Genomic DNA, 17368 nt, shown 5'->3' with positions numbered 1-17368 from the left:
GGGGTCATGTCCACCGAATCAGTCGCGTCCGCCGAGGCGGGTCGCGCCCACCGCACCTACGCCGCACTCCACCGGCTCACCGACCGACACGCCGCCACCGAGACGCAGCGCCGCCGACACACCAATCCGTACGCCGCCGACCCGTACGAGGCGATCGCCGTACTCCTGGCCCTGGCCGCCGGTGCCGTCGAACCCACGCCCGGCGAGGAACCGGTCGACGAGGCCGACCTGCTCGCCGCGCTCGCCCTCTTCCCGCACCTGCGCGCCGAAATCGACACCATGGAGGTGGGGCTGCTCAACCTCGCCCGCAGTCGCGGACTGACCTGGCAGGCGATCGGCCAGGGTCTCGGCCTGGGCAGCGCCCAGGCCGCCCGGCAACGCTACGACCGGCTGGCCGCCCGGACCGAGGAGACCAGCCGGGTCACCGGGTGAACCGAGCGACCGGTCCACCCGTCCACCGTGCTCAGCGCGGAACGACCTGCTCCGCAGCCCACTCCCGCCAGCCCACCAGCTGGTCGGCGGCGGCGGCGAGCTGGTCGGCGACCGGACCGGGACCGGTCGAGCCCGGAGTGATCCGGGCCGCCAGAGCCGAGCGAACCGACAACACGTCCCGTACGGAGGGGTCGAGGTGTTCGCTGATGGTGGCCAGGTCGGCGTCGGAAACCTCGTCGAGGGCGCAGTCCCGGGCCGCGCAGAGCGCCACCAGCTTGCCGGTGATCTCGTGCGCGTCCCGGAACGGCACACCCTTACGGACCAGCCAGTCAGCCACCTCGGTAGCCAGCGAGAAGCCCACCGGAGCGGCGGCGACCAGCCGGTCGACCCGTACCGTCATGGTGGAGATCATCCCGGCCAGAGCCGGCAGCAGCAGCTCCAGGGTGTCGACCGCGTCGAAGGCCGGCTCCTTGTCCTCCTGCATGTCCCGGTCGTACGTCATCGGCAGGCCCTTGAGCATGGTCAGCACGGCGACCAGCCCACCGACGAGCCGGCCGGACTTGCCCCGGGCCAGCTCGGCGATGTCCGCGTTCTTCTTCTGCGGCATGATCGACGAACCGGTGGCGAAGGCGTCGTCCAGCTCGACCCAGCCGAACTCCTGCGACGTCCAGAGCACCACCTCCTCGCCGAGGCGGGACAGGTGCACCCCGATCATCGCGGTGGTGAAGAGGAACTCGGCGACGAAGTCCCGGTCGGCGACCGCGTCCATCGAGTTGGCGAAGGAGGTACGGAAGCCCAACTCCTTGGAGACCGCCACCGGATCCAGCGGCAGGCCCGACCCGGCCAGCGCCCCGGCACCGAGCGGGCTGACCGCCGCCCGGTGGTCCCAGTCGCGCAGCCGCTCCAGGTCGCGCAGCAGCGGCTGCACGTGGGCCAGCAGCCAGTGGCCGAAGGTGACCGGCTGGGCGTGCTGGAGGTGGGTCATGCCCGGCGCGGCGGTCTCCACGTGCCGCTCGGCCTGCTCCACCAGCGCGTCGGCCAGCTCCACCAGCCGCGCGGCCACGCCCCGGGCGTGGTCGCGCAGATAGAGCCGCAGATCGGTGGCGACCTGGTCGTTGCGGGAGCGACCGGCACGCAGCTTGCCGCCGAGGCTGCCGAGCCGCTCCAGCAGCCCGCGTTCCAGGGCGGTGTGCACGTCCTCGTCGTCGACCGTCGGGCGGAACGCCCCGGAGGCGCAGGCCGCCTCCAGGTCGTCCAGGGCGGCGAGGATGCGGCCCAGTTCCTCCGGGTCGAGCAGCCCGGCGCCGGCCAGCACCCGGGCGTGCGCCCGGGAACCGGCGATGTCGTACGGGGCCAGTCGCCAGTCGAACTGGACGCTCACCGACAGCCGCGCGAGCGCCTCCGACGGGCCACCGGCGAACCGGCCACCCCACAGGCTCGTCCGGTTCGCAGGGGCGCTGTTCTCGGTCAGGCTCTTGTCATCCACCCCGCCAATTCTGGTGGTCAAGGCCGCACCCCATCCAGCCGGGCGTCCGGTACGCACTCCAACTGCTCCGTCAAGGTGTGTTGTCCCCTTCAGTGTTGTCGTCCCGGCGGGCCCAGCGGGCGAGCCGTTCGCCGAGTGCCGCCCCGCCGTCGGGCTCGCGCGCCACGACGAGGATGGTGTCGTCGCCGGCGATGGTGCCGACGACCTCCGTCAGGCCCGCCCGGTCCAACGCGCTGGCCAGGTACTGGGCCGCACCGGGCGGGGTGCGCAGCACCGCGATGTTGCCGCTGGAGTCGACCTCGTTGAGCAGCTCCCGCAGCAGCCGCACGAGGCGCGCCGGTGCCGCCTCGGCGTCGCGCAGCGGGCGGTGGCCGTCCTCCGGGATGACGTAGACGGCCCGACCGTCCCCGCCCCGGGCGGTGACCGCGCCGAGTTCCTTCAGGTCCCGGGAGAGGGTGGCCTGAGTGACCTGCACACCCTCGTCGCCGAGCAACTCGGCCAGCTCGGTCTGCGAGCGGATCTCATGGTCGCGGATCAGCTCGACGATGCGGGCGTGGCGGGCAGCACGGGTCAACGGTGCGGTCACCGAACCTCCTCGGTCGCGACGGCGGCGCTCCTGCTCACGCCGTCTGCGTGAGCAGGAACGTCAGCAGCGCCTTCTGGGCGTGCAACCGATTCTCCGCCTGGTCGAACACGGCGCTGCGCGGGCCGTCGAGCATCTCGTCGGTGATCTCCTCGCCGCGGTGCGCCGGCAGGCAGTGCAGCACGATCGCCTCCGGCGCGGCGTGCCCGAGCAGCGCCTTGTTGACCTGGTACGGCAGGAACGGGGTGATCCGGTCCAGCCCGTCGCTCTCCTGGCCCATCGAGGTCCAGGTGTCGGTGGCGACCACGTCGACGTCCCGGACCGCGGCGACCGGATCGGTGAGCACCCGTACCGACCCGCCGGTCACGGCGGCGATCTCCTCGGCCCGGGCCACCACGTCGGCGGCGGGCTGGAAGCCGGTCGGTCCGGCGATCCGCACGTGCATGCCGGCGGTCGCCCCGGCCAGCAGGTACGAGTGGGCCATGTTGTTCGCCGCGTCGCCGACGTACGCCAGGCTCCGGCCGGCGGTGCCACCGCACCACTCCCGCACGGTGAGCAGGTCGGCCAGCAACTGGCAGGGGTGGAAACCGTCGGTAAGCGCGTTCACCACCGGCACGGTGGCCCCGGCCGCCACCTCCGCGATCCGGTCGTCGCCATGGGTACGCAGCACGATCGCGGCCACGTAGCGGGACAGCACCCGACCGGCGTCGCCGAGGCTCTCGCCCCGCCCGAAGTGGGTGACCTGGGTGTCCACCACCAGCGGATGGCCACCGAGTTCGGCGATGCCCACGTCGAACGAGATCCGGGTCCGCAGGCTCTGCTTGTCGAAGAGGACCGCCACCGAGCGGGGACCGGCAAGCGGTCGGTGCCCGTACCGGTCGGCCTTCATCCGCGCCGCCAGGTCGAGCACGCTCGCCTGTTCGTCCGGCGAGAGATCGTCGTCCCGCAGGAAGTGCCGGGTCATGCGGAAGCCTCCGTGCTCTCGGTCGGGCTCGTGGTGGGCGACGGCACCCCGGCATCCGTACCGGGATCCGCCGCCGAAAGCGCGGCGGGCAGGGCGGCGAGGAAGGCGTCGGCCTGGGCGGCGGTGAGGATCAGCGGCGGGGCGAGGCGGAGCACGTCCGGCTGGACGGGATTGACCAGGAAGCCGGCCGAACGCAGCGCCTCGGCGGCGGCGACCGACACCGGCGCGGTGAGGGCCACGCCGAGCAGCAGCCCGGCACCCCGGACGCCGTCGACAAGCGGGTGGCCGAGCGCCTCGATCCCGCGACGCAACCGCTCACCGACCCGCTTGACGTGGTCGAGCAGGCCCTCGTGCGCAATCGTGGAGATCACCGCCAGGGCGGCGGCGCAGCTGACCGGGTTACCGCCGAAGGTGCTGCCGTGCGAACCGGGAGCCAGCAACTCGGCGGCCGGACCGAAGGCGAGGGTCGCGCCGATGGGCAGCCCGCCACCGAGCCCCTTGGCCAGGGTCACCACATCCGGTTCCACCCCCTCGGCCTGGTGGGCGAACCAGTGCCCGGTACGGCCGATCCCGGTCTGCACCTCGTCGAGCACCAGCAGCGCACCGTGCCGGGCAGTGATCCGCCGCGCGGCGGCAAGATAGCCGGCCGGCGGGACGACCACGCCGTTCTCGCCCTGGATCGGCTCCAGGATCACCATGGCCGTGGCGTCGGTGACCGCCGCCTCCAGGGCGGCCACGTCACCGAACGGGATGTGGTCGACCTCGCCGGGCAGCGGGCGGAACGGGTCGGCCTTGGTCGGCTGGCCGGTCAACGCCAGGGCACCCATGGTGCGACCGTGGAAACCGCCGACGGTGGCGACCACATGGGTCCGCCCGGTCCGGCGGGACAGCTTGAACGCCGCCTCGTTGGCCTCCGCGCCCGAGTTGGCGAAGAAGACCCGCCCCGGCCGACCGGCGAGCGCCAGCAGCAGCTCCGCCAGGGCCACCGGCGGTTCGGCGACGAACAGGTTGGACACGTGCCCGAGGGTGGCGACCTGCTTGGAGACCGCGGCCACCACGGCCGGGTGGGCGTGCCCGAGGGCGTTCACCGCGATGCCACCGAGCAGGTCGACGTACTCCCGGCCGGTCTCGTCGACCACGACGGCGCCGGAGCCGGAGACCAGCGCGAGCGGCGGTGTGCCGTAGTTGTCCATCATCGACTGCCGCCAGCGGCTCACCAGCGTCATGAGGGGATCACCATGGTTCCGAAGCCTTCCGAGGTGAACACTTCCAGCAGGGTGGAGTGGGCGACCCGGCCGTCGACCACGTGCGCGGCGGGCACTCCCCCGCTGACGGCCCGCAGGCAGGCCTCCATCTTGGGCACCATGCCCGATTCCAGCGTCGGCAGCAGCTTCGCCAGGTCGTCGGTGCTGATCTCGCTGATCAGGCTGGACGTGTCCGGCCAGTTGGCGTAGAGGCCGGGCACGTCGGTGAGGACGACCAGCTTGCGGGCGCGCAGGGCCACGGCGAGCGCGGCGGCGGCGGTGTCGGCGTTGAGGTTGTGCAGCACCCCGTCCACGTCCGGCGCCACGGTGGAGATCACCGGAATCCGGCCGGCGGTGATCAGGTCAGCCACCGCCGAGACGTCCACCGACTCGACGTCGCCGACCTGCCCGACGTCGACCGGTTCCCCATCGACGTACGCGGGTCGGCGCACGGCGGTGAAGAGTCCGGCGTCCTCACCGGAGAGGCCGACCGCGTACGGGCCGTGCGCGTTGATCAGCCCGACCAGTTCCCGGCCGACCTGACCGACGAGCACCATCCGGACCACGTCCATCGCCTCCGGCGTGGTCACCCGCAGGCCGCCCCGGAACTCGCTGTCGATGCCGAGCCGACCGAGCATCTTGGAAATCTGCGGACCGCCACCGTGCACCACCACCGGCTTGAGGCCGGCGTAGCGCAGGAACACCATGTCGGCGGCGAAGGCCCGTTGCAGTTCGGGATCGACCATGGCGTTGCCGCCGTACTTGACCACGACGGTGGCCCCGGCGAAGCGGGCCAGCCAGGGCAGCGCCTCGATAAGCGTGGCGGCCTTGGCCTGGGCGTGGGTGAGGTCGGAGGAGAGATTCATGTCGAGTACGCCGAGTTCTCGTGCACGTAGGCGTGGGACAGATCGTTTGTCCACACCGTCGCCGTGGCGGGGCCGGCGTGCAGGTCGATCCGGATGGTGACGGCCCGCCCGGTGAGGTCCACCTTCGAGCGGTCCTCGGCGGCGGCACCGCAGCGGCAGACCCAGATCCCGTTGACCGCCACGTCCACCTCGTCCGGGTCGAAGGCGGCGGCGGTGGTGCCGACGGCGGCGAGGATCCGCCCCCAGTTCGGGTCGTTGCCGAACAGCGCGGTCTTCACCAGGTTGTTGCGGGCCACCGCCCGACCCACCTCGACCGCCTCGTCCTCGCTTGCCGCGCCGACCACCTCGATGGCGACCTCCTTGGTGGCCCCCTCGGCGTCGGCCAGCAACTGCTGAGCCAGGTCGTGGCAGGCGGCGGTGACCGCGGCGGTCAACTCCGCCGCGCTCGGCTCGACGCCGGAGGCACCGCTGGCCAGCAGCAGCACCGTGTCGTTCGTGGACATGCAGCCGTCGGAGTCGACCCGGTCGAAGGTGACCCGGGTGGCGGCCCGCAGCGCGGCGTCGAGCGTCTCCCGACCGGCCACCGCGTCGGTGGTGAGTACGCAGAGCATGGTGGCCATGCCCGGGGCCAGCATGCCGGCGCCCTTGGCCATGCCGCCGACGGTCCAGCCGTCACCGGACACGACCGTGGTCTTCGGCCGGGTGTCCGTGGTCATGATCGCCTCAGCGGCGGCGTCGCCACCGTCGGTTGCCAGCGCCCGGCCGGCGGCGTCCACCCCCGGCAGCAGCTTGTCCATCGGCAGCCGTTCACCGATCAGGCCGGTGGAGCAGATCGCCACCTCGCCCGCGCCGATCTGATCCGGACCGGTCGAGGTGAGTACGGCGGCGGTGTGCTCGGCGGTGGCGTGGGTGTCCTGGAAGCCGGCCGGGCCGGTGCAGGCGTTCGCCCCACCGGAGTTGAGCACCACCGCCCGGACCAGGCCACCCCGGACCACCTGCTCGCTCCAGAGCACGGGTGCGGCCTTGACCCGGTTGCTGGTGAAGACCCCGGCGACCCCGGCGTCCGGGCCGTCGTTGACGACGAGGGCCACGTCGAGCCCTCCGCTGCTCTTGAGCCCGGCGGCCACGCCGGCCGCCCGGAACCCGCGTGGTGTGGTGACGCTCACGGGACCTGCCTTTCGTTCGCGACTGCGGGACTCCGCTGCGCTGCGTTCCTCACGCTCACGGGGCCTGCCTTTCGTTCGCGACTGCGGGACTCCGCTGCGCTGCGTTCCTCACGCTCACGGGGCGACTCCCCAGGTGGACAGGCCCGTGGTCTCGGGCAGGCCGAACATCAGGTTGGCGTTCTGCACCGCCTGCCCGGCAGCACCCTTGCCGAGGTTGTCCAGGGCGGCGACCACGATCAGCCGCCCGGAGTCGACGTCGACGGTGGCTTGCAGGTGGCAGGAGTTGCCGCCGAGGGTGGCGGCGGTGTGCGGCCAGCGTCCCTCGGGCAGCAGGTGCACGAACGGGTCGTCCGCGTACGCCTGCGCCAGCACCGCCCGTGGGTCGGAGCCGGCGGCGTTCCCGGCGGCCGGCAGCGCGGTCACGGTGGCCAGGATGCCGCGCGGCATCGGCGCGAGCACCGGGGTGAGGGAGAGGCCGGTGGCGCCGGTCGCCTGCTTGATCTCGGGTACGTGCTGGTGGGCGCCGACCTTGTAGGGCGACAGGTCGCCCATCACCTCGCTGCCCAGCAGGTGCGGCTTGGCGGCGCGGCCCGCGCCCGAGGTGCCGGAGGCGGCGACCACCACCACGTCGGCGGGCTGGGCCACCCCGGCGGCGATCAGCGGGGCCAGCGCCAGCGTGATCGTCGCGGCGTAGCAGCCGGTGTTGGCCACCCGGGTCGCGGCGGCGATCCGCTCCCGCTGGCCGGGCAGCTCGGGTAGCCCGTAGGTCCACGCGCCGGCGTGCGGGCCGCCGTAGTAGCTGGTCCAGGCGTCGGCGTCGACGAGCCGGTGGTCCGCGCCGAGGTCGACGATCCGGACCCCGGCGGGCAACTGTGCGGCCAGGGCTGCGGACTCGCCGTGCGGCAGGGCGAGGAAGACCAGGTCGGCGTCGGCCAACACGTCCGGCACCGTCTCGGCGAAGGTCAGGTCCAGCCCGGTCAGCTGCGGGTGGACGGCACCGACCGGCTGCCCGGCCTGACTGTGTGCGGTGGCGGTGACCAGGTCGAACTCGGGATGCTGGGCGAGCAGACGAAGCAACTCGCCCCCGGCGTAGCCGCTCGCACCCGCGACCGCAGCCTGAATTCCCATACCCACCTCCGCATGACTATGCAACGAAGGCTAGCAGTAGCCATGCTCACGATGCAAGGTCATACAGCCGACCGTATGGAAATAACAAGCCTCATTCGGAGTCCGTTGAGCCCCTGCAAACCTCGTTACCGAGGTCGGTCACTCAACGATGGTCGGGCCAGAATCGGATCAGATATTCCTCGATGCCGTCGAGACTGAGCCATCCGGCGTGGGTCTCGTCGGCGGTGGCGGCCTGGGTCTCCGCCTCGACCCGAGCCGCCTCCTGCTGTAACCGGGTCCGCCCCTGATGACCGAGCGCCACCCGGTAGCGGCCCGGCCCGGCGGGCAGATCAACCGTCGGCAGATCGAGCGGGAAACTCGGATCCGCCGCCACCACGAGCCGACCGGTGGCCAGTTCCATCGTGGCCTCCTCCTCCCAGTGCCACGGTGGCTCTTCCGGCCCGGAGGTGGCCAGAACCTCGATCCGTACCCGGGGCCGGGTCAGTTGATGAGCACCACGGACGACGAGAATGCCACCGACCGCGACGCAGAGCCGCCCGCGACGGCTGCCGGGAATGCGACGCGCCCGGAAGGCCGCCGCGAGCGCTTCCCGACTGTCGGCGCTGACGTCCCGGACCAGGAACAGACCGTTGTCGGTGTCGATGACGGCATCGACGACCTTCGCCATCAGCTCGGCTCCTTCTGCGGACGGCACCCGTGGCAGGAGTGTTAGAAAGGGGCCCTTCCTATGCACGAGGCGTTAGGAAGGGCCCCTTCCTTACATCTCAGGTGCCGCGGAGGGTGGCGCCGACGCGGTCGGCGGCGCGGGCCACTGCGGCGTCGCGGGCGGCGACGGCCTCCTCGACGGTGAGGGTGCGGTCCGGGGCCCGGAACGCCAACTTGTACGCCAGTGACTTGCGGCCGGCGCCCAGCTGCTCGGAGGCGTACACGTCGAACAGGCGTACCGATTCGAGGAGTTCGCCGGCGCCCTCGGTGAGGGCCTGCTGCACCTGCTGGGCGGGTACGGTGTCGTCCACCACCAGTGCCACGTCGATCAGGGCCGGCGGGAAGCCGGAGACCGTGGGCGCCGGGACCACCGTGAGCTCCGGCAGGGCGTCCAGGTCCAGCTCCATCGCGCTGGTCCGGCGGGGCAGTTCCAGCGTCGCCAGCACCGCCGGGTGCAGCTCACCGGCGTGGCCGACCACCGCACCGTCGACAAGCAGTTCGGCGCAGCGACCGGGATGCCAGGGGGCGTACTCTGCGGCGCGCACCTCAACCCGCTCGGCCGGCACCCCGGCGGCGGCGAGGACGTCCCGGCCCGCCTCGACGGCGTCCGCCCAGCCGGCCGGCCGCCCGGCGCCCCACCAACCGGCCGGCTCGGCATCGCCGGTCAGCACGACGGCGACGTGCCGGGGCTGGTGCGGGACCACCGCGTCGGCGGCGGCGAACTCGGCGTCGGTGGGTCGCCGGTCGACTCCCATGGCCGGCGGGCGGCCGGCGCCGGGACGCGGCCGGAAGACCGCGCCGATCTCGTAGAGGGCCAGGTCGCGCAGCCCTCGACCGAGGTTGCGTCGGACGATGCCGAGCAGCGGGCCGAGCAGCGTGGTGCGTAGCAGCGGCTCCTCCTCGGACAGCGGGTTGGCCAGCCGCACCGCCTGCCGGCGCGGGTCGTCGGCGGGCAGACCGAACTGGTCGGCCAGCTTGGCGGAGACGAACGGGTGGGCCAGGACCTCGACGTAGCCCCGCTCGGCAAGCGACCGGGACACCGCCCGGTTGCGCCGCTGCCGCCAGGTCAGGCCCCGGCCCGGCGGCGCGGTCGGCAGCAGCGACGGCACCTGGTCGTACCCGTCGAGGCGGGCCACCTCCTCGACCAGGTCGGCCGGCTCGGTCAGGTCGGGACGCCAGGTCGGCGGCGTGACGCTTAGCGTCTCGCCACCGCCGGCGGCCACCGCCACCTCGCCCGGATCCTCGGTCAGCCGGTCGGTGCCCCGCGCCACGGTGCAGCCGACCTGCTCCAGCAGGGCGACCACCCGGGCCGGCGGGTAGTCCACGCCGACCCGCCGGCTGGGCAGGTCGGCCGGCAGCACGATCGGGGTACGCGGCACGACGTGGTCGATGTCCAGCACCTCGTCGCCGACGGTGCCGCCCGCGTACGCGGTGAGCAGCCCGACCGCCCGGTCCAGAGCGACCAGCGGCAGGGCCGGGTCGACGCCCCGCTCCCAGCGCTTCGCCGCCTCGCTGAACAGCTTGTGTCGGCGCGCGGTACGCCCGACCATCGCCGGGTCCCAGTGCGCGGCCTCGAAGAGCACGTTGACGGTGCTCGGCAGCACCTCGCTGGTCTCGCCGCCCATCACGGCGGCGAGCGAGATCGGCGTGCCGTCGCCCTCACCCGCCAGCGGGTTGGGCAGGCCGGCGTCGCAGATGACCATGTCCTCCGGGGCCAGCGCGCGGGTCACCCCGTCGAGCGTGGTCAGCTTCTCCCCCGGCACCGCCCGACGCACCACAAGCGAACCGTTGATCCGGTCGGCGTCGAACGCGTGCATCGGCTGCCCGAGTTCGAGCATCACGTAGTTGGTGATGTCGACGGGCAACGAGATGCTGCGGATGCCGGCGATGGTGAGTCGCCGCTGCATCCAGTCCGGAGTCTGCGCCGTCGGGTCGACGCCGCGCACCATCCGGGCGGCGAACCGGTCGCAGCCGACCGGGTCGCGCACCTCGACCGGGTACGCCGGCTCGGCGGTGCCGGGCGTCGCGGGCAGCCGGCCCCGGTCGGCGTAGTCGACGCCGAAGGCGTGCGCCAGTTCGCGGGCCAGCCCGCGCAGCGACATCTGGTAGCCCCGGTCCGGGGTGATCTCCACCTCGACGATGATGTCGTCGAGCCCGACCACCGGACGCGCGTCGGTGCCGGGCTCGGCGACCACGTGCTCGGGCAGCACCAGGATGCCGGAGTGGTCGTCGCCCAGCCCCAACTCCTTGACCGAGCAGATCATGCCGTGGGAGTTGCGTCCGTACGTCTTGCGTGCACCGATGGCGAAGCCGCCCGGCAGCACCCCGCCGGGCAGGATCACCACGACCCGGTCACCGGGGGCGAAGTTGCGCGCCCCGCAGACGATCTCCTGCGGCGCGCCGGTGCCGTTTGCGGACCCGACGTTCACCCGGCAGAACCGGATCGGCTTCTTGAAGCCGGTCAGCTCCTCGATCTCCAGGACCTCGCCGACCACCAGCTGCCCGGTGACCGTACCGGACAGGTCCACGATGGACTCCACCTCGATGCCGAGGTCGACCAGGGCCCGCTCCAACTCGTTGACGGGCAGGTTGGCCGGGATGTCCACGTACTCCCGCAGCCAACTGAGAGAAACTCGCATGACTTTGATCCACCGTCTCCGTGACTCGTACCCGTCGCCCTACACCCCGGCCCCGAACGCGCGGGTGAACCGCACGTCCCCCTCGGCCATGTCGCGCATGTCGCTGACCCCGTGCCGGAACATCACCGTCCGGTCGATGCCCATACCGAAGGCGAAGCCGGAGTAGACCTCCGGGTCGATGCCGCAGGCGCGCAGCACCCGCGGGTTCACCATGCCGCAGCCGCCCCACTCCACCCAGCGCGGCCCGTCGCGGTGCTCCGGGAACCAGACGTCGAACTCGGCCGACGGCTCGGTGAAGGGGAAGTAGTGCGGCCGGAAGCGGGTCCGCGCGCCCTCGCCGAACATCGCCCGCGCGAAGTGGTCAAGCGTGCCGCGCAGGTGCGCCATCGTGATGCCCCGGTCCACCACCAGCCCTTCGACCTGGTGGAAGACCGGCGCGTGGGTGGCGTCCAACTCGTCGGTGCGGTAGACCCGCCCCGGCACCACCACGTAGATCGGCGGCTTGCGGGCCAGCATGGTGCGTGCCTGCACCGGCGAGGTGTGGGTACGCAGCACCAGCCCCGACTCCTCGGGCGCGATGTGGAAGGTGTCCATCAGCCCGCGCGCCGGGTGGTCCGGCGGGATGTTCAGCGCGTCGAAGTTGGTCCACTCCAGTTCGACCTCGGGCCCCTCGGCCACCTCGTAACCCATCCCGATGAACAGGTCGCTGATCTGCTCCATCAGCACCGTGATCGGGTGCCGGGCGCCGCGCGGTCGCCGGTCGTAGGGCAGCGTCACGTCGACGCGCTCCTCCACCAGCACCCGCTCGGCCTGCTCGCGCTCCAGGACCTCGGCACGGGCGGCGTACGCCTGCTCGATGGCGCGGCGGGCCTCGTTTACCCGCTTGCCGGCGTCGGCCTTGGCGGCCGGCGGCAGCGCGCCGATCTCCCGGCGGGCCAGCGCGACCGGGGCCCGGTCGCCGAGGTGCGCCGGACGCACCGCGGTAAGCGCGTCGGGGTCACCGGCGGCGGCGAACGCCTTCTCGGCCTCGGTCACGGCCTCGGCCAGGGCGGCCGGGTCGAGCAGGGCGACCTGCTTCGGGTCGTACGGATCGTTGCGGTAGCTCATGGCGTACGGGCACTCCCTCACGGCGGCGCCAGCCCTCTCGGGCGGCGAAGCGAGTCTACGGACGCGCGGCTGTGCCGCAGCCCGCCGGTGGGAGTTGTGCGGAGAGCAGGTCAGTCCCGCCGCCCGCCGACACCGGCGGGCTGGCTAAACGAACGCCGTACTGCGTTCACCATGGGGGCCGTTCTCCTCAGTGCTCTGCGCCTGACCTCAGGTCAGCGCTGCGCTCTCGCTGAAGCGTACAGGCAGACGGCGGCAGCCGCAGCCAGGTTCAGGCTCTCGGCCCGCCCGTGCAACGGCACCCGGACCCGGTGGTCCGCAGCCTTGACCAGGTTGTCGGGAAGGCCGTGCGCCTCCGAGCCGAACAGCCAGGCGGTGGGCGTGGCGAGCCGGCCGGCGTCGGCCAGGTCGTCGAGGTCGTCCTCGCCGTACCCGGTGGCGGCGAGCACGGCCAGGCCCGCGGCACGCACGGCGGCCACCACGGCCGCCGGCTCGCGCTCACGGACCACGTCGACGTGGAACAGGCTGCCAGCCGAGGAGCGTACGCACTTGCCGTTGTACGGGTCGACCGCCTCCCCGGCGAAGACCACCACGGCGGCGCCGGCCGCGTCCGCGGTGCGCAGCACGGTGCCGGCGTTGCCCGGGTCCCGAATCCCGGCCAGCACGGCGACCAGCCGTGGGGCGCGGGCCAACGCGGCGGCCAGGGGCACGTCGAGGTGCCGGCAGACGGCGACCAGACCCTGCGGGGCGACGGTCTCGGCGAGGGCCGCGAGCGCCTCGTCGGTCACCTCGGAGACGGGTACGTCGGCACCGGCGGCGGCTGCCGCCAGGTCGGCGTACCGGTCCAGGGCCTCGGGGGTGCCGAAGAGTTCGACCACGGTGTCCGGGCGGGTCAGCGCCTCGCGGACCGCCTGCGGTCCCTCGGCCAGGAACCGGCCGGTGGCGTCGCGCTCGCGCCGACGGTGCAGGCGGCGGGCGGCGACCACCCGGGGCGTACGCGGTGTGAAGGGCATGGTGTCCTCACCACACAGCGCGAGGCGTCCCCCGTCTCAGGAGGGACGCCTCGGCGCGTTGTGCGGGGATCAGGCGGCCTGGGCCGCCGCGCCGCCGGTGCCCTCGGCCTGGACCGCGGCCCGGGCCAGCTCGACGATCGCCGCGAACGCGGCGGCGTCGTTGACGGCCAGGTCGGCCAGGATCTTGCGGTCGACCTCGATGCCGGCCAGGCGCATGCCCTGGATCAGGCGGTTGTAGGTCATCCCGTTGGCGCGGGCACCCGCGTTGATCCGCTGGATCCACAACTGCCGGAAGTCGCCCTTGCGGTCGCGACGGTCCCGGTAGGCGTACTGCATCGAGTGCAGCACCTGCTCCTTGGCCTTGCGGTACAGCCGGGAGCGCTGGCCGCGGTAACCGCTCGCGGTCTCCAGCAGGGTACGGCGCTTCTTCTGGGCGTTCACAGCCCGCTTGACGCGTGCCATCTCAACTCCTTCTTGGGCTCAGGTGGCGCGCGTCAGCGGCCGAGCAGCTTCTTGATGCGCTTGACGTCGGCCTTGGCGACCTCGACCACGCCCGTCAGCCGGCGGGTGCGGGTGGAGGACTTCTTCTCCAGGAGGTGGCGCTTGTTGGCCTGCTCCTTCATGAGCTTGCCCTTGCCGGTGACCCGGACCCGCTTGCCCGTACCCGTGTGGCTCTTCATCTTCGGCATGTGGAACGTCTTCTCCCCTGTTACTGGCCGCTGGTGTCAGCGGTCGTGCCGGACTCGCCGGCTGCTGCGCTCTCACCGGCCGCCGCGGGCTCGCCGGCCGCCGCGGTGGCGGGCTGCTCCTCCGCGGTCCGCTCCCGGGGTCCACCTCGGGACGCCGTGGCGGCGACCGCAGAGGCTTTCACGGCCCGATGCGGAGCGAGAACCATGATCATGTTTCGGCCGTCCTGCTTCGGAGCGGACTCGACGTATCCCAGTTCCGTGATCTCCGACTCGAGCCGGCGCAGGAGCCGGTAACCCAGCTCCGGACGGCTCTGTTCGCGACCGCGGAACATGATCGTCACCTTGACCTTGTCGCCGGCCTTCAGGAACCGCACCACGTGACCCTTCTTGGTCTCGTAGTCGTGCGGATCGATCTTCGGCCGGAGCTTCATTTCCTTGATGACGGTCTGCTGCTGGTTACGCCGCGCTTCGCGCGCCTTCAGTGCGCTCTCGTACTTGAACTTGCCGAAGTCCATGAGCTTGCACACCGGCGGGCGCGCCATCGGCGCAACCTCGACCAGGTCCAGATCGACGTCCGCGGCCAGCTGAAGGGCGCGCTCCAGTGGGACGATGCCCACCTGCTCACCCTCGGGGCCGACCAGTCGGACCTCACGTGCCCGGATCTGCTCGTTCACGCGTGGTTCGACGCTGATGGGGCCTCCTCGAGTCGGTTCTTCATGCGTGGCCGACCCGCGCGGCCCCCGGTGGGAACCAGCCCGGAAAGCAGAAGGCCCCGGCGCATGCCAGGGCCTGCTCGACCGGTCGGCACGATCACATGATCGCGCATCCGGAACCGGGACGTGCCCGGAACCGGGGACCGGACCCGGCCACCGAAGGCGGCGACTCGGGTGGGAGCAGGCGCTCCACTTTCATGGCCGCCCGCGCATGCGGACAGCCTGGTCGACTCGACAACACTACACCCTCGGTGAGTCGCGCCCCAAACCGGGGCGCGGGTCAGCGGCGCGCGGCGCGCTCGGCGAGCGTGGCCAGGTGCGTCTGGTGCAGCCGGCGCAGGGCGCGCACCCCGTCGACGGCGAGCTGCTTGTCGGCCGCCTGGAGGGCCACCATCGGCAGCAGGTCGTCGTCGTACAGCTCCAGGGCGGCCCACGGCGCGCCCCGGTCGAACCGGACCCCCCGGACGACCTCCCAGGGCAGCTCGTACGAGCCGATGATGTTGCGGACCCGGATGCCCCGGGCGTCCGCCTCGACCCGGGGCCGGGTGAAGAGCAGGGCACCGAGGGCGAACAGGACGCCCAGCCCGATCATGGCGAACTGGTCGCCGCGCTGGAACGTGCCGTAGCCGTTGCCGGTGGGACCGGTGAGCGTGGTGGCGATCACGCTGAACAGCACCACCACCACGACCGCCGAGCTCCAGCAGACCAGCCGGATGCGCCGGGGCCGCAGCCGCACCACGTCGGTGCCGTCCGCCGGGCCGTCGGGGTGCCGCGCTGCCTCCTGCCGCTCGCTCATGGCACCAGTCTCTCATCCCCGGCCGGCGCATCCGCCGCCGCCACACGCGGGTCGGCGCCCGACCGGGCCGATCGTGGGCGGCGGCCGGCGACCAGCACCGCGAGCAGCGTCAGCAACGCGCCGAACAGCACCGGCAGCCGGACGCCCGGACCCTGCGGCAGCAGCACGTCCAGCAGCAGCGCCCCGGCGAGCTGCCCGCCGACCAGGGCAAGGCCGGTACGCAGCACACCTGCCGCGCGTACCCCCACCACCAGGCTGGCGACGATGCCGACGCCGAGCGCCCCGCCGAGGTACAGGTGCCAACCGGTCGGCCAGCTCACCGGCGGGCCGGTGAAGGCGCCGGCCAACGCCGCGACGAGCAGCACCACAGGCGTAGCGACGGCGAAGTTGACCGCGACCCCGGCGGCGGCCGAACTGGCGGCGGAGATCCGGCCGTTGAGCGCGGCCTGCACCGCCACCCCGACCCCGCCGGCCACCACCAGCAGGAGCACGCCGACCGCCAGGTCCCCGACGGGCTGGCCGAGCTGGGCCAGGCCCACCGCGGCGATGCCGAGCAGCGCCCCGGTCACCCGGGGCAGGCTCAGCGGCAGCCGGCCCACCGGGGCGAGACCCGCCCGGTCCGACGCCAACCCGCCCAGGCCGTTGCCGGCGACCTGGGCGATGGTGAAGACCGCGACCCCGACCACCGGAACGGCGTACGCGGCGAGCAGCACGATCGCCGCCCCACCCAACCCGCCCAGGTACGACCACCACGGCAGCCGGGCCCGGCGCAGGGCGGCCAGCCCGGACCGCATCGACGGCAGCACCAACAGCCCGAGCAGGACCAGCAGGGTCCCGCCGAGGTTGTTGACCACCGCGCCCAGGGTGGCGTGACCGACCTGCTGCCCGAGTTCGGCGTTTACCGCGGCCTGCGCCGCCGAGGCGGCACCACCGAGGGCGACCAGGGTGAGCGCGACCGCCGCCGGCTGCGGCCTCACAGCCGGCAGGCGTGGATGTTCGTGACCAGGATCGCCCGCGCGCCCAGCTCGTAGAGCTCGTCCATGATCCGGTGCACGTCGTCGCGGAGCACCATCGCCTGCACCGCCACCCAACCCTCGCGGTGCAGCGGGGAGACCGTCGGCGACTCGATGCCGGGGGTCAGCGAGCTGGCCCGATCCAGCAGACCGGCCGGCACGTCGTAGGCGAGCATCACGTACCGGCGGGCCACCAGCACCCCGTGCAGCCGGCGCAGCAGCTGCTCCGCCTGCGGGTGGGGCTGCGCGCCGGTACGCCGGACCAGCACCGCCGACGAGCGCAGCAGCGGCTCGCCGAAGACCACCAGACCGGCCTGGCGCAGGGTGGCACCGGTCTCGACCACGTCGGCGACCACGTCGGCCACGCCGAGCCGGATGGCGTTCTCCACCGCGCCGTCGAGGCGGATCACCTCCGCCTTGACATCCAGCTCGGCCAGGTACCGCTCGACCAGCCCCGGGTACGCGGTGGCGATCCGGTGCCCGCCCAGCTGCCGGACGTCGTCGACGTCGTCCGGGCGGGCGGCGAAGCGGAAGGTGGCCCGGCCGAAGTTTAGGTCTACCACCTCCTCGGCCGGCGCCCCGGAGTCGATCAGCAGGTCCCGGCCGGTGATGCCGACGTCCAGGTCACCGGAGCCGACGTAGGTGGCGATGTCCTTCGGCCGCAGGTAGAAGAATTCGAGGTCGTTGGCCTCGTCCCGGCAGACCAGGTCCTTCGGGTCGGTGCGCTGGCGGTAGCCCGCCTCGCGCAGCATCTCGGCGGCCGAGGAGGCCAGGGCGCCCTTGTTGGGTACGGCGACACGCAGCATGACGGAGTGCTCCTTCGATCG

At 72.8% G+C, this 17368-nt stretch carries 18 protein-coding genes; 1 reads left to right on the top strand and 17 read right to left on the bottom strand.

Annotated features, from left to right (window positions below; translation table 11 throughout):
• Positions 1 to 6 precede the first annotated feature (6 nt).
• Positions 7 to 432 (top strand): DNA-binding protein, encoded by a 426-nt coding sequence (locus tag QQG74_RS12265; RefSeq protein WP_341720409.1) that lies wholly within the window; start codon positions 7 to 9, stop codon positions 430 to 432.
• Positions 433 to 463: 31 nt separating this feature from the next.
• On the opposite strand, the gene argH is transcribed toward QQG74_RS12265, so the two are convergent.
• From argH to hisG, 17 genes are all read right to left on the bottom strand, one after another.
• Positions 464 to 1927: an argininosuccinate lyase gene (argH, locus tag QQG74_RS12260; RefSeq protein WP_341721219.1), complete on the bottom strand. Its 1464-nt coding sequence runs from the start codon at positions 1925 to 1927 to the stop codon at positions 464 to 466.
• Positions 1928 to 1988: 61 nt separating this feature from the next.
• Positions 1989 to 2504, bottom strand: coding sequence for an arginine repressor (locus QQG74_RS12255; RefSeq protein WP_341720408.1), 516 nt, complete (start codon positions 2502 to 2504; stop codon positions 1989 to 1991).
• Positions 2505 to 2538: 34 nt separating this feature from the next.
• Entirely contained in the window at positions 2539 to 3465 is a 927-nt protein-coding gene (gene argF, locus QQG74_RS12250) for an ornithine carbamoyltransferase (RefSeq protein WP_341720407.1), read from the bottom strand.
• Positions 3462 to 4691: an acetylornithine transaminase gene (locus QQG74_RS12245; RefSeq protein WP_341720406.1), complete on the bottom strand. Its 1230-nt coding sequence runs from the start codon at positions 4689 to 4691 to the stop codon at positions 3462 to 3464. Before QQG74_RS12245 ends, argF begins: the two co-directional genes overlap by 4 nt.
• Entirely contained in the window at positions 4688 to 5575 is an 888-nt protein-coding gene (argB, locus tag QQG74_RS12240; protein WP_341720405.1) for an acetylglutamate kinase, read from the bottom strand. Before argB ends, QQG74_RS12245 begins: the two co-directional genes overlap by 4 nt.
• A complete protein-coding gene (argJ, locus tag QQG74_RS12235) occupies positions 5572 to 6741 on the bottom strand; it encodes a bifunctional glutamate N-acetyltransferase/amino-acid acetyltransferase ArgJ (protein WP_341720404.1) in 1170 nt (389 codons plus the stop codon). The genes argB and argJ overlap by 4 nt, the downstream gene beginning before the upstream one ends.
• A gap of 114 nt (positions 6742 to 6855) precedes the next feature.
• Complete coding sequence (gene argC / locus QQG74_RS12230) at positions 6856 to 7869, bottom strand: N-acetyl-gamma-glutamyl-phosphate reductase (RefSeq protein ID WP_341720403.1); 1014 nt, start codon at positions 7867 to 7869, stop codon at positions 6856 to 6858.
• Between the two features lie 142 nt (positions 7870 to 8011).
• Complete coding sequence (locus QQG74_RS12225) at positions 8012 to 8536, bottom strand: hypothetical protein (protein WP_341720402.1); 525 nt, start codon at positions 8534 to 8536, stop codon at positions 8012 to 8014.
• A gap of 97 nt (positions 8537 to 8633) precedes the next feature.
• Positions 8634 to 11213, bottom strand: a complete 2580-nt coding sequence (pheT, locus tag QQG74_RS12220) for a phenylalanine--tRNA ligase subunit beta (protein WP_341720401.1) — start codon at positions 11211 to 11213, stop codon at positions 8634 to 8636.
• Positions 11214 to 11252: 39 nt separating this feature from the next.
• Positions 11253 to 12320: a phenylalanine--tRNA ligase subunit alpha gene (gene pheS, locus QQG74_RS12215; protein ID WP_341720400.1), complete on the bottom strand. Its 1068-nt coding sequence runs from the start codon at positions 12318 to 12320 to the stop codon at positions 11253 to 11255.
• Positions 12321 to 12532: 212 nt separating this feature from the next.
• Positions 12533 to 13330 (bottom strand): RNA methyltransferase, encoded by a 798-nt coding sequence (locus QQG74_RS12210; protein ID WP_341720399.1) that lies wholly within the window; start codon positions 13328 to 13330, stop codon positions 12533 to 12535.
• A 69-nt stretch (positions 13331 to 13399) separates the two neighbouring features.
• Positions 13400 to 13792, bottom strand: a complete 393-nt coding sequence (gene rplT, locus QQG74_RS12205) for a 50S ribosomal protein L20 (RefSeq protein WP_341720398.1) — start codon at positions 13790 to 13792, stop codon at positions 13400 to 13402.
• Positions 13793 to 13824: 32 nt separating this feature from the next.
• Positions 13825 to 14019, bottom strand: a complete 195-nt coding sequence (rpmI, locus tag QQG74_RS12200; RefSeq protein WP_341720397.1) for a 50S ribosomal protein L35 — start codon at positions 14017 to 14019, stop codon at positions 13825 to 13827.
• A gap of 20 nt (positions 14020 to 14039) precedes the next feature.
• Positions 14040 to 14693: a translation initiation factor IF-3 gene (gene infC, locus QQG74_RS12195; RefSeq protein WP_341720396.1), complete on the bottom strand. Its 654-nt coding sequence runs from the start codon at positions 14691 to 14693 to the stop codon at positions 14040 to 14042.
• A gap of 319 nt (positions 14694 to 15012) precedes the next feature.
• On the bottom strand, positions 15013 to 15528 hold the full coding sequence (locus QQG74_RS12190) for a PH domain-containing protein (protein ID WP_341720395.1): 516 nt from the start codon (positions 15526 to 15528) through the stop codon (positions 15013 to 15015).
• The gene (locus tag QQG74_RS12185; RefSeq protein WP_341720394.1) at positions 15525 to 16505 is read right to left on the bottom strand and encodes a DMT family transporter; all 981 of its coding nucleotides are present in this window, start codon (positions 16503 to 16505) and stop codon (positions 15525 to 15527) included. The genes QQG74_RS12190 and QQG74_RS12185 overlap by 4 nt, the downstream gene beginning before the upstream one ends.
• A complete protein-coding gene (gene hisG / locus QQG74_RS12180) occupies positions 16502 to 17347 on the bottom strand; it encodes an ATP phosphoribosyltransferase (protein ID WP_341720393.1) in 846 nt (281 codons plus the stop codon). The genes QQG74_RS12185 and hisG overlap by 4 nt, the downstream gene beginning before the upstream one ends.
• Positions 17348 to 17368 lie beyond the last annotated feature (21 nt).

The organism is Micromonospora sp. FIMYZ51 (genome assembly GCF_038246755.1).
Taxonomy (GTDB): Bacteria; Actinomycetota; Actinomycetes; order Mycobacteriales; family Micromonosporaceae; genus Micromonospora.
This window is presented reverse-complemented; position numbering and strand designations above follow the sequence as displayed.

Excerpts from the sequence above, each read along its gene's own strand:
- pheT (WP_341720401.1), bottom strand. The coding sequence starts at position 11,213 with ATGCGAGTTTCTCTCAGTTGGCTGCGGGAGTACGTGGACATCCCGGCC.
- QQG74_RS12245 (WP_341720406.1), bottom strand. The coding sequence starts at position 4,691 with ATGACGCTGGTGAGCCGCTGGCGGCAGTCGATGATGGACAACTACGGC.
- argC (WP_341720403.1), bottom strand. The coding sequence starts at position 7,869 with ATGGGAATTCAGGCTGCGGTCGCGGGTGCGAGCGGCTACGCCGGGGGC.
- rpmI (WP_341720397.1), bottom strand. The coding sequence starts at position 14,019 with ATGCCGAAGATGAAGAGCCACACGGGTACGGGCAAGCGGGTCCGGGTC.
- QQG74_RS12265 (WP_341720409.1), top strand. The coding sequence starts at position 7 with ATGTCCACCGAATCAGTCGCGTCCGCCGAGGCGGGTCGCGCCCACCGC.
- QQG74_RS12210 (WP_341720399.1), bottom strand. The coding sequence starts at position 13,330 with ATGCCCTTCACACCGCGTACGCCCCGGGTGGTCGCCGCCCGCCGCCTG.
- argF (WP_341720407.1), bottom strand. The coding sequence starts at position 3,465 with ATGACCCGGCACTTCCTGCGGGACGACGATCTCTCGCCGGACGAACAG.
- pheS (WP_341720400.1), bottom strand. The coding sequence starts at position 12,320 with ATGAGCTACCGCAACGATCCGTACGACCCGAAGCAGGTCGCCCTGCTC.
- hisG (WP_341720393.1), bottom strand. The coding sequence starts at position 17,347 with ATGCTGCGTGTCGCCGTACCCAACAAGGGCGCCCTGGCCTCCTCGGCC.
- rplT (WP_341720398.1), bottom strand. The coding sequence starts at position 13,792 with ATGGCACGCGTCAAGCGGGCTGTGAACGCCCAGAAGAAGCGCCGTACC.
- argB (WP_341720405.1), bottom strand. The coding sequence starts at position 5,575 with ATGAATCTCTCCTCCGACCTCACCCACGCCCAGGCCAAGGCCGCCACG.
- QQG74_RS12190 (WP_341720395.1), bottom strand. The coding sequence starts at position 15,528 with ATGAGCGAGCGGCAGGAGGCAGCGCGGCACCCCGACGGCCCGGCGGAC.
- QQG74_RS12225 (WP_341720402.1), bottom strand. The coding sequence starts at position 8,536 with ATGGCGAAGGTCGTCGATGCCGTCATCGACACCGACAACGGTCTGTTC.